Consider the following 11,110-nt stretch of genomic DNA (forward strand, 5'->3'; position numbering starts at 1 on the left):
TTGAAAAAAATAATGCATCAGTATCCGTCCTGTGCAATTTTTGAGTACTCATGATGCAATTTTTTTACATCATTAGTCAACTTATTGATCATTCCTGTATTTCTTATAACGGAATCGGCTTGTTCTAGGCGTTGTTCTCGAGAAATTTGTGAAGCGATAATTGCTTTGGCTTGTTCAGGGTTTGTGTTGTCACGAGCAACGGTGCGAGCGATTTGTGTCTCAACATCGACATCAACCACTAGCACTTTATGCACCATCTTTTGCATATTATTTTCTAACAATAACGGAGCAACTAACAAGCAATAAGGCGATTGGCATGTAGACAATTGATGAGCAATTGTTGTTCTAATAAGTGGATGTAACAGACTGTTTAGCCATTGTTTATCTGATTCATCGTTAAATATAATAGCACGTAATTCACTGCGATTAAGTTCACCGTTGTCTTGGATAACGCGTGAACCGAAGTGCTGAGCAATTTTGTCTAGCGCGGGAGTACCAATAGCAACAACTTCTCTAGCAACGATATCTGCATCAACTAAATCGATACCTAATTCGGAAAATAAATCAGCGACCGTTGTTTTACCACTAGCAATGCCACCAGTAAGGCCAATAACTAACTGGCTCACAGTACGGTATACCCCATATATCTAAGGTAGGCGTTATTAATTTGTTCACCCCACATTAAGGCTATCCATCCAGCGATAGACAAATAGGGACCAAACGGGATAGCTATATTTCTTTTGTTATCACGATTTAGCATCAAGGCGATACCAATGACGGCGCCAACGGCTGAAGACAATATAATTGTTAGTGGTAAATACTGCCAGCCGAGCCAAGCGCCAATTAGGGCAAAGAGTTTAAAATCACCGTAACCCATACCTTCTTTACCGGTGAGTAATTTAAAACTCCAATAAACTGCCCATAGGCTTAGATAACCCGCAACTGCGCCAAAAAATGCACTGTTAAGGTCGGTAAATAGCATGGCGCTATTAGCAAACAACCCAAGCCAGAGAACAGGTAATACGATGCTATCGGGTAGTAACATGGTATCAAAATCTATAAAAGTGAGTGCTACCAGTGACCATGTGAAAGCTATCGCCGCAAGTGCTTGCCAACTAACGCCAAACTTCAATGCGACAGCCATTGACAATAAGCCCGTTACTAATTCAACAAAAGGGTAGCGCATTGAAATTGAAGTTTTACAACCTCTGCATTTCCCTTTTAAGAACAAGTAACTTATAACGGGAATATTTTCAACTGCCGTAATTTGATGATTGCATTGTGGGCAAGCAGAACGTGGTACTGCTAGATTAAAGGGGTCATTGTTAGTATTTTTTTCCAACGGTGAACTAACATTATCCATTGAAAAGTATTCTTTAGCTTCATTCTTAAACGCTCGCTCCATCATGATAGGAAGGCGGTGAATGACAACATTAAGAAAGCTACCAATGAGTAGGCTAAATAGAAAAACCAAGCCGTAAAAGTACATTGGCTCTTGCTGCAACAGGGAAATAAATTGATTCATGAAATACTCAGAAATTGTTAAACGATGTTACCCATTTCGAAAATAGGAAGGTACATTGCGATAATAAGTGATCCAACAAGGCCACCAATGACAACCATGATGATAGGCTCGATTAAGGTGGTTAAGCCTTCGACAGCATCGTCCACTTCCATTTCATAAATGTTAGCGACTTTGTTTAGCATGTCATCAATGGTCCCTGCTTCCTCACCAATCATGATCATCTGTACCAGCATATTAGGGAAAATATTAGACGCTCGAATGGCAATATTTAACATTAACCCTGATTCGACGTCTTTACGAGCTTCAAGAATTGCTTTCTTGTAGATGTAATTACCAGATGAACCAGCAGCAGACCCTAGTCCTTCCAGAAGTGGTACACCGGCAGTAAAGGTCGTTGCTAAGGTTCGACTAAATCTTGCAATACATGATTTGCGCATAATCGGGCCAATGATTGGTAATTTGAGGATCATAATGTCTGTTTTATTGCGTAACGATTCATATTTAAAATGTGCTTTTTTAAATAAAATACCACCCGCCACAAGGCCACCAATGATTAAATACCAATAGGCTTGCACAACTTCTGAAATATCTAATACAAAAATAGTAAACGCCGGCAGCTCTGCGCCGAATCCGGCGAAAATAGACTCAAATTGCGGCACAACAAAAATGAGCAATAACAGTGTTACCGCAAACGCCACAATTATAACGGACGTTGGATAAAGTAGGGCTTTTTTAATTTTTGATTTTAGTGCTTCAGTTTTTTCTTTATAGGTAGCTATTCGCTCAAAGACTTGTTCTAAGGAGCCTGATTGCTCGCCTACCGATACTAAATCACAGTACAAATCATCAAAATATCTTGGATGCTGTCTTAAAGCATCGGCAACGGGAACCCCCGATTGAATATCGCCGTTAATATTATTGAGTAGTTCTCTAACGATAGGTTTTTCATGGCCATCGGCGACAATGCTCAAGCTTTGCACTAATGGCACTCCTGCCGTTAACATCGTCGCTAATTGGCGAGATACCATGGCGATGTCCATGGGTAAAATCTTATAGCTAGCACCAATTTTTAGAAATGGCTCAGGTTTCTTTTTTAGTTTAGTCGGATTGACGCCTTGGCGTTTTAGGCTTTCTTTGACTTCTTTTTCACTAATCCCTTTATACTCACCGCGGACACGATCTCCCTTTCGGTTGATCCCTTGCCATTGATAAGTGTGGACTGTGGTTTTTTTCTTATTTTTTTGGATCGCCATAAATAAATTTTGCCTGATTCCTTACTAGAAGCTAGTGACTCGGTTAACTTCTGCGAGGCTAGTAACCCCTTGTAGTGCTTTTAATAAGCCTGAATGTCGTAAAGATTTCACACCTTGTTGGGTTGCTTCATCAGAGATTTCTATTGAATTGCCGCCTGCCATGATAATTCGGCCAATAGATTCAGATATTGGCATCGTTTCATAAATACCGACACGACCTTTATAACCGCCAGAACATTTATCACATCCTTTAGGACTATAAAAAATGGGCTCTGCATTCAAGTCGGCTCTATCAAAGCCCAACTTTAAAAGTTGCTCTATTGGTACTTCTTCTGGCTCTTTACAGTGCTTACAGAGACGCCTTGCTAATCGCTGGGCAATGATAAGCGAAACGGAGCTTGCAATGTTATATCCCGGCACGCCCATATTCATTAAACGCGTAATTGTTTCAGCGGCTGAATTTGTGTGCAAGGTTGAAAGGACCAAGTGACCTGTTTGCGCCGCTTTAATCGCTATTTCGGCTGTTTCAAGATCACGTATCTCACCCACCATAACAACATCAGGATCTTGACGCAAGAAGGCTTTCAACGCTGATGAAAAGTCTAAACCGACTTTTTGGTTAATATGAACTTGGTTGACGCCTGCAAGGTTGATTTCCACAGGATCTTCGGCGGTTGAAATATTACGTTCAGGGGTGTTGAGAATATTAAGCCCAGTATATAACGAAACCGTTTTTCCTGAACCTGTTGGCCCAGTGACTAGAATCATGCCTTGCGGACGTTGTAAATTCTCTTCATAGAGGCTACGTTGCTCATCTTCGTAACCCAATTGTTCAATGCCCATCATGGCAATGCTAGAGTCTAGAATACGTAATACAATCTTTTCGCCGAATAAGGTTGGCAGCGAACTCACACGAAAATCGATGGATTTTTTAGCTGATATTTTAAGTTTTATACGTCCATCTTGCGGCACGCGCTTTTCGGCAATGTCCATTTTAGACATGACTTTAAGACGCGCCGCCAGTCGAGACGATAAATAGGCGGGGGGGGAACCTATCTCATGTAAAATACCATCGATGCGAAACCGCACTCGGTAATTTTTTTCATAGGGTTCAAAGTGTAAATCTGACGCGCCTTTTCTAATAGCATCCATCAATAATTTATTAATATAAATAACAATGGGTTGATCGTCAGTATCGAGATCGCTTTCTTGTGAAACGCTGCTTTCTGGATCGCTAAGCTCTAAGTTGGCTAATTCTTGCTCGTCGAATTCACTAACGGCTAACGCACTCGAGTCACTTTCAAATTTACTTTTTATGGTTGCTTGAAGCTGCTTTTCGCACACTAAGATTGCTTCGGTACGCATGCCAGCATTAAATTGAAACTCTTCTAACGCGGTTTGATTTGTTGGATCGCCAATCGCAATATATAGACGACTGCCCCGCACAAAAAGAGGAAGGGCAGAGTGCTTGATGACACGCTTTTCGTTAAGTAAATCACTCGGCAGGTTATTGACGTCAAAGGTGGCTAAATCGAACAGTGGTATGCCATAGTCGTTGCTACATAGATGTGCAAATTGAGTGGCATTAATCGTATTATGATTGACTAAAAAAGTAAGTAACGGAATGTCTTCTTCAGCGGCTTGTTTGACAGAGCGCTCAATCGTTTCGATATCGACGAGTTCATGTCGCAGCAAGGTATTGGTTAACCCATGGAAGGACGGCGCCATCACTGTATTCCTTTTGTGACTGTGAAGATTATTTTTATGTCAGTAATAATATGACTAAAGTAAATAAAAAGCTCGGAATTAATCCGAGCTTTTATTTTATAGTTAAAATGAAGTTTAACTATTATTTAGCTTAAGGTTTTTTTACTACAGGTTTATCACCTAAAGTTGGACGATATTTCTGGCTCAGTGAGCCACCTGAAACATAAAAGTTAACAGCGCCAGCGTTGTTCACATTTGCAGTGATGTCTAAAGTTTTTGTGTCTAATTCAGTAGAATCAGGTGCAGCAAAAGTAACTGTCATTGTTGGTTGTGCCCAAATAATCTGAGATACCTTTCCAGTTGCTAATTCTGTACCGTCTTTGATTTCTTTACCATCTGCAGGATTCACTAATCCAACGCTCGCTAATTCAGTGTAATCTTGTGGCAAATCGCCTTTTAATGCTACGTATTCAGCAATAGCATTTTGCATAGGACGAATCGCAGCCGTGCTTTGTGTAGCCGCCGTGGTACGTAATGTGTATGTTTGGTACTGAGGCACCGCAACTGCACCTAGAATGCCGATGATTGCAACAACAATCATTAATTCAATAAGGGTAAAACCTTTTTGCACGTTCATAATATTTCCTTCAATAGTGTTGTTTAAATTAGCCTTGTGAATCTAAACGTTAAAAACAGCGAGCTGTTATGGCCTGTTACTAAGGCATGCAGCGCTCTATAACAGTTGTTTTAAAATTATCATCTGTAACAAAAAATAACAAATTTTTTTGAAAAAAAACTACTACAAAAGTAGTGTTTTAATGATAAAGTGCTATCTTGGTATCTTATTGTAATATTAAAGTTATTTTATCAGTCGCATCGACAAATCAATAGCTTGCACATGTTTGGTTAACGCGCCAACAGAAACATAGTCAACCCCCGTTTCGGCATAGGTTGCGATAGTGCTATGATCTACATTACCAGACACTTCAAGTTTGGCTCTGCCATCGGCAATGGCGACTGCTTGCTCCATCATGTCAACGGTAAAGTTATCTATCATGATGATGTCTGCGCCTGCAGATAGCGCCTGCTCTAACTCTTGAATACTTTCAACTTCAACTTCGACAGTTTTGATCGGATGTAGTTGTCTTGCTCGTGAAATAGCATTCTCAATGCCACCACAACCCATAATGTGGTTTTCTTTTATTAAATAAGCGTCAAACAATCCGATTCTGTGGTTATTGCCGCCGCCACATGATACGGCGTATTTTTGTGCGTTACGTTGGCCCGGAACGGTTTTTCTGGTGTCTAGGAGTTTAGTGTTGGTATGTTTGATAAGTTCAACGTATTGGTTGGTAACTGTTGCCGTTCCCGATAGCATTTGAATAAAATTGAGGGCACTGCGTTCACCCGTTAATAAAAGTCGTGTTGGGCCAGACAACTTGCATAATATTTGATTTGGGGTGACTTTATCGCCATCTTCCACCATCCACTCAATAGACACCTTATCGCCAAGTTGTTTAAATACTTCGTCAGCCCAAGCGCTGCCACAAAATATGGCATCATCACGTGTGATCACTGTGGCTTGAGAAATACTATCTTCTGGGATTAAATTCGCCGTGATGTCACCTTCGGTGTAACACAGGTTACCTAGATCTTCATCTAGTGCTTGTTTGACGGCTGCTTGGATTTCTAATGGATTCATGATGATGTCTTCTAACTATAAATTTAAAGTGATTTTAAGGTAATTTCAAAGGCTTCGCTATGCTTGATATTAATTACTTGTTTTCAATGTTGAGCTAATTGGTTTGGTTATTTTTTTATGATCAAAAGAAGTATTCCAATCAAGCGTCGGAAATAATCGTTTTGCCTCTTCCAATGTTTCTTGCCATGCCTCCTTTTCATTTAAGTAAGAATAACTTAATAGCATATTTTGATAATATCGTGCTCGAGGATAGGATTTTATACGCGGCGTGATCCAGTCGTTAAATGATGTTGCGCCAATAGGGATATCATGCTCAATGGCCAAGTGAAGCAAGGTTTCGTTTTGCGCTAATGCAACGTTTTCTGACATTAATACGAAATCACTCTCGACAAGTGCGCTAATGTCTTGATTGCGAACTGCGTCGGTGAGTGTTGATTGGCCTTGCATTAAGGTCAACATTAAAAAGGCATTGAACATGATACCTATTGAAATAAGGCCGTAAATTAATCGAGGGGAGTTAAATTTTAGTGACTTAGACTTGTTATTTTTGTCTGAAATCACCGCTAACAGTAATAGAAATGTTAGGTAACTGGCGACGCTATGATAAAACGGAAATTCGGTGAATATGTGCAGGCTGATGGGAAAAACCAGTGGAAGAAAGAGTAATGCTGACTTATTGCGAAACAGATATGCGCTAGCTAACATGATGATAAACAGCGGTATTAAACTGGCAACGCCACCTTCTACAGCCCATAGTAAAATTTCATTGTGAGGGTGAGAAAGGCGATAAATTTGTTGATGCGAATTAGTCGTTTCATGGGCATTGGCTTGATATTCTCTAAAGGCTCGGCCAAAGGTGCCATAGCCATGCCCTAACAGCGGTTTTTGAGTGAAAGTTGCAAATGTATCCGAATAAATTTCGACGCGAGCGCCAGCGTCTGTGTATACATTGTTGTCTCGTAATGTTTTTTCCATCATTGAAAATGAAATCAAGGCAACCGCAATGGCTGCAACAACAGATGTTAACCATAGTTTGGAGATTTTCTTATTAACAATAATCCAAACAATGGTCCCAATTAATGCGCCTAGAAACGCTGTCCGTGACTGCAATAACATGACCGATAGCGCACAAGTAAAGATAATTGGCACCAAACACACACGTAATTTATTCTGTTTTTCCGAGAGCGTTTTTAGTAAATACAGGGCAATAAAAATACCAGTTGCGAAAAATGTAGCGGCTACATTGGCTTGAAAAAAAATCGCAGAAGGGCGCGCAATATTAATATTTAACGCGCTGATGTGAGGCAATACATAAAATTGCGTTAACGCAAATAGACTTTCTAAGAACATGCCTCCTAGTATCAGCCAAAGTATGTTATGTCGATCGTTATCTGAAAACGTCATTTGATAGACGGCTGCCAAAATACCAACACCAGCAAATATTCCCAATAAGCGCGCATAGCTAAACACACCTGCTTCATTGCTATAAATTAGCGGAATCACTAAGCTGGTGCAGCAAACAGCGATAATAATTAGGTATTTATTGTAAATGAACTGGCGTTGTTGAATGATTTGAACCAAGCCCAATCCAACCAAACCAGACACTATAATCCACCCTAATGGGTTGATTGGAATATCTAAACCACTGCCGCCGACATTGTGTTGAAAATAATGCATCACCAATAAAAAATACAAACCGATTAATGCAATAAATCCATGCTTGGGCGTGCCTAGCAATAATTTTAAGTGATGAAATAAGGTCGTAGTTATCATGCTAATAGTTAGGGATTGTTAATGTTAACGAATTATTAGCTTGGCGCAGTTCAAGATGCTTTAAAGCGTTCATGCCAAGTAATATGGTATAGCCGTCCATGCCTGGATTTAAGTGACCTTCAATATTGTTAAATCTTAACGTGCCGATTTCAAGAGACTCGATTTTTGTCGCAAATACATTGATTGAGCCATTGGCGGTGGATACTGGGTAAGTCTTGCCTTTGCTAAGGCCTAGTTTTTTTCCAAGATGCGCAGGAATCGATATGAGTGTAGCGCCGGTATCTAATAGAAAAATGACGGACTCTCCATTGATAAAACCATTGGCGACATAATGGCCGCGCTTATTTTGTTTTAGCACAATAGATTTGCCGCGATCTGAACTTGTGGACTCGACAACCTGATTAGGATTATATTTTTTCGTCAAGCTATCGTTAAAATAATAGGTAAGGGCTGCCAAAGTAAGGCACCAAAATATTACCCACATTATTTTCCCTGTTCGTTCCATATCGTCAAATAGCGTTGTTATTAATTGAGCGCTTTAGTGTACACTAAATTTAACTATATTCTCTGATAAATTAATTCCTTATGTTAACGATAAACCCAGCAGGTTGGCTAACGACAGTCGAGCATTGTCCTTCTCCAAACTTTAATGTTCGGCCAATCATTGATGATATTTCGTTGTTGGTAATTCATAACATTAGTTTGCCGGCGGGAGTGTTTGCTACAGGTCATATTAAGCAGTTATTTACTAATACACTTGATTGCACAGCGCACCTAAGCTTTGCTGATTTAGACGGATTAACGGTTTCTGCCCACTGCTTAATTGAGCGCGATGGCAATGTCATTCAGTTTGTGTCATTTATAGATAGAGCGTGGCATGCAGGTGTTTCTAACTACAAAGGTAGAGATAATTGTAATGACTTTTCAATTGGTATCGAATTGGAAGGTACTGATGACTTACCTTATACACAGCAGCAATATAACAGCTTGTCATTGGTTACTCATGCCATCATGCAGCAATATCCCATTACACCGAGTCGCATAACTGGCCATTGCGACATTGCGCCCGGTCGAAAGTCCGATCCTGGACAAGCCTTTGACTGGTCGGGCTATTTTTCAATGTTAGCGCAAAAGTAGTCGTGGTAAGATTTAACTAAGTCATCATTTCATTAACTAATTTAGGCTCATTTATGGCGTTATTTTCATTATTGTTAGCATTAATAATCGAGCGCACTACCTTTTTATCTAAACAATGGCAATTTCAGCATTGGCATCTTGCTCTTATTAATTCAGGTCGAAAATTGTTAGAACCAACCAGTATAAGCTTCGCCTTATTTGCGAGTTTACTACCCGCGTTGGTGACTTATCTGCTGCTTAATCTTATTCAAGGATGGATTTTTGGGTTAGTTTCAGTGGTTTTATGGACGCTTATTGCGCTGATGTGTATTGGCTGTGTTCATTATCGCGAGCTATATAAACGGTATTTACTGTCTGTTTGTAAGCAAGATACTCAAGGTAGTTATCATTTGGCAGCTCAGTTGGCTGATGTTGAAGATATTGATACTGACGATGAAACGATGCTTGGAACGCGAGTCGGTCGCCAGCTAGCGTGGATAAACTATCGATTTTATTGTGCGATTGTCTTTATGATGATTATCGGTGGCCCAGTCGCTATCGTATTTTATGCGAGTTTACGCAGTTTAGAATTGTTGTCGTTCAAAGGACAATTACCCACGATGTCATGGGTTAGAAGAGTATTATTTGTACTTGATTGGATCCCTGCGCGAATTATTGCCTTTGCCTATGTATTGGTTGGTAACTTCTCTAATGCGATGAGTGTGTGGTTAAGTTTGTCTGTAAACTTTCGAGCTCCTGCCTATGATGTTGTGAGTAAAGTCGCTATGTCTGCTGAGCAGATGTCTAAATCTCAAGGCGAGGCTGGTGTCTGCATGCAAAGTACGTGTCGTTTGGTTAGTCTTGCCAAAAGAACACTTATCTTATTAGTGATTGCGATGTCATTTCTTACGATATTTGGTTACTTAATTTAAACGCTTGTTTAATGGTCTTACCATTTTATTTAAACAAGTGTTTACAATTATGGTCGCTGCTTTTAGATAGAAAAGTAACCTAAGCACAATTACGAAAACCTCAATAAATTAGCCGTTTATTGAGGTTTTTTGATTTTAATGCAAAATAACTCGAACTTGTTATCAGTTTTAATTTCTCACCTTGTCGCATGCTAGACAAAAGTCGTGATATTTGTTAAATTAACCTATAATGGTTAATTGGTATTACCAATTGTTTTGAGCGAGACAAGTAGAGGGAAAAATGACCTATCGCAAAATCAGGCAGCCGAAATTATCAGATGCTATTGTTGACGCGCTTGAAACGATGATTCTTGAAGGGACATTACGCCCAAGTGAGAAACTACCGTCGGAACGAGATCTTGCGAAACAGTTTGAAGTTTCCCGCCCATCAGTGCGTGAAGCGATTCAGGTTCTAGAGGCAAAAGGATTGCTAAATCGTCGCCAAGGCGGTGGCACTTATGTTCAAGAACAATTGTGGCAAAGTTTGAGTGATCCTGTGTTGGAACTCATAGCTCAAGACCCTGAGAGTCAGTATGACTTGCTAGAATTTCGTCATGCCACTGAAGGCATGTTGGCGTTTTATGCAGCAATACGTGGCACCGCTACCGATTTCGAACGACTACGTACATGTCAGCAAGATATTGCTGCTGCGCAATTAGAACATTGTATTGAACAAGAAGCTGATGCCATTGTTGAGTTGTATAAAGTTATCGCTGAAGCATCACATAACGTCGCGATGTTGCATTTAGTATTAAGTATGAGCGAACTGATTAGACAAAATATCGTGCAAAACTTAACGCTTCTCTATCGACATGAGCGCAATGTCGAAATGAGCAACAAGCATCGTGGGGCGTTAATCGAAGCGATAATATCAAGGGATTCAGAGCAAGCACGTAATGCGTCAAACGCTCATTTAGCCTTTATCGAAGATGTTTTACTGTCGGTACGGCAAGAAGATTCCAGGGTGCAACGAGCCCTTAGAAGAATTCAAAACAATGACCCTGCCTAATGGCGGGGTTTTTACGTAGAAGCGCCTAATAAAAGGCGTTAAAGAAATTAGAAA

11 protein-coding genes are annotated in these 11,110 nt (G+C 40.1%); 3 read left to right on the forward strand and 8 right to left on the reverse strand.

Annotation, left to right across the window (positions count from 1 at the left end; all coding sequences use genetic code 11):
- Positions 1-17 precede the first annotated feature (17 nt).
- The 8 genes from coaE to ACMAZF_RS03680 all read right to left on the reverse strand — a co-directional run bounded on the left by coaE (position 18) and on the right by ACMAZF_RS03680 (position 8,444).
- The gene (gene coaE, locus ACMAZF_RS03645) at positions 18-626 is read right to left on the reverse strand and encodes a dephospho-CoA kinase (protein WP_435276118.1); all 609 of its coding nucleotides are present in this window, start codon (positions 624-626) and stop codon (positions 18-20) included.
- Positions 623-1,525: a prepilin peptidase gene (locus ACMAZF_RS03650; RefSeq protein WP_435276119.1), complete on the reverse strand. Its 903-nt coding sequence runs from the start codon at positions 1,523-1,525 to the stop codon at positions 623-625. Before ACMAZF_RS03650 ends, coaE begins: the two co-directional genes overlap by 4 nt.
- Positions 1,526-1,542: 17 nt before the next feature.
- Entirely contained in the window at positions 1,543-2,778 is a 1,236-nt protein-coding gene (locus ACMAZF_RS03655; protein WP_435276120.1) for a type II secretion system F family protein, read from the reverse strand.
- Positions 2,779-2,802: 24 nt separating this feature from the next.
- Entirely contained in the window at positions 2,803-4,506 is a 1,704-nt protein-coding gene (gene pilB, locus ACMAZF_RS03660; protein ID WP_435277173.1) for a type IV-A pilus assembly ATPase PilB, read from the reverse strand.
- A 130-nt stretch (positions 4,507-4,636) separates the two neighbouring features.
- A complete protein-coding gene (locus tag ACMAZF_RS03665) occupies positions 4,637-5,122 on the reverse strand; it encodes a pilin (RefSeq protein ID WP_435276121.1) in 486 nt (161 codons plus the stop codon).
- Positions 5,123-5,344: 222 nt separating this feature from the next.
- Positions 5,345-6,187 (reverse strand): carboxylating nicotinate-nucleotide diphosphorylase, encoded by an 843-nt coding sequence (nadC, locus tag ACMAZF_RS03670; protein WP_435276122.1) that lies wholly within the window; start codon positions 6,185-6,187, stop codon positions 5,345-5,347.
- 69 nt (positions 6,188-6,256) lie between these two features.
- Positions 6,257-7,960 carry a Wzy polymerase domain-containing protein gene (locus ACMAZF_RS03675; protein WP_435276123.1) on the reverse strand — a complete coding sequence of 568 codons (1,704 nt, stop codon included), beginning with the start codon at positions 7,958-7,960 and terminating at the stop codon, positions 6,257-6,259.
- Position 7,961: 1 nt separating this feature from the next.
- Positions 7,962-8,444: a retropepsin-like aspartic protease family protein gene (locus tag ACMAZF_RS03680; protein WP_435276124.1), complete on the reverse strand. Its 483-nt coding sequence runs from the start codon at positions 8,442-8,444 to the stop codon at positions 7,962-7,964.
- A gap of 101 nt (positions 8,445-8,545) precedes the next feature.
- Here ACMAZF_RS03680 and ampD point away from each other — a divergent pair, with 101 nt between their 5' ends.
- The 3 genes from ampD (at position 8,546) to pdhR (ending at position 11,056) form a co-directional block, all read left to right on the forward strand.
- On the forward strand, positions 8,546-9,097 hold the full coding sequence (gene ampD, locus ACMAZF_RS03685) for a 1,6-anhydro-N-acetylmuramyl-L-alanine amidase AmpD (RefSeq protein ID WP_435276125.1): 552 nt from the start codon (positions 8,546-8,548) through the stop codon (positions 9,095-9,097).
- A 53-nt stretch (positions 9,098-9,150) separates the two neighbouring features.
- On the forward strand, positions 9,151-10,008 hold the full coding sequence (gene ampE / locus ACMAZF_RS03690; RefSeq protein ID WP_435276126.1) for a beta-lactamase regulator AmpE: 858 nt from the start codon (positions 9,151-9,153) through the stop codon (positions 10,006-10,008).
- Positions 10,009-10,288: 280 nt separating this feature from the next.
- On the forward strand, positions 10,289-11,056 hold the full coding sequence (gene pdhR, locus ACMAZF_RS03695; RefSeq protein WP_435276127.1) for a pyruvate dehydrogenase complex transcriptional repressor PdhR: 768 nt from the start codon (positions 10,289-10,291) through the stop codon (positions 11,054-11,056).
- Positions 11,057-11,110: the final 54 nt, after the last annotated feature.

Origin of the sequence: Psychrobium sp. nBUS_13, from assembly GCF_051201665.1 — a bacterium.
Lineage (GTDB): Bacteria > Pseudomonadota > Gammaproteobacteria > Enterobacterales > Psychrobiaceae > Psychrobium.

Coding starts and splice junctions, on each gene's coding strand:
- ACMAZF_RS03655 (WP_435276120.1), bottom strand. CDS start 2,778: ATGGCGATCCAAAAAAATAAGAAAAAAACCACAGTCCACACTTATCAA.
- nadC (WP_435276122.1), bottom strand. CDS start 6,187: ATGAATCCATTAGAAATCCAAGCAGCCGTCAAACAAGCACTAGATGAA.
- pilB (WP_435277173.1), bottom strand. CDS start 4,506: ATGGCGCCGTCCTTCCATGGGTTAACCAATACCTTGCTGCGACATGAA.
- ampE (WP_435276126.1), top strand. CDS start 9,151: ATGGCGTTATTTTCATTATTGTTAGCATTAATAATCGAGCGCACTACC.
- ampD (WP_435276125.1), top strand. CDS start 8,546: ATGTTAACGATAAACCCAGCAGGTTGGCTAACGACAGTCGAGCATTGT.
- ACMAZF_RS03665 (WP_435276121.1), bottom strand. CDS start 5,122: ATGAACGTGCAAAAAGGTTTTACCCTTATTGAATTAATGATTGTTGTT.
- ACMAZF_RS03680 (WP_435276124.1), bottom strand. CDS start 8,444: ATGTGGGTAATATTTTGGTGCCTTACTTTGGCAGCCCTTACCTATTAT.
- ACMAZF_RS03650 (WP_435276119.1), bottom strand. CDS start 1,525: ATGAATCAATTTATTTCCCTGTTGCAGCAAGAGCCAATGTACTTTTAC.
- pdhR (WP_435276127.1), top strand. CDS start 10,289: ATGACCTATCGCAAAATCAGGCAGCCGAAATTATCAGATGCTATTGTT.
- ACMAZF_RS03675 (WP_435276123.1), bottom strand. CDS start 7,960: ATGATAACTACGACCTTATTTCATCACTTAAAATTATTGCTAGGCACG.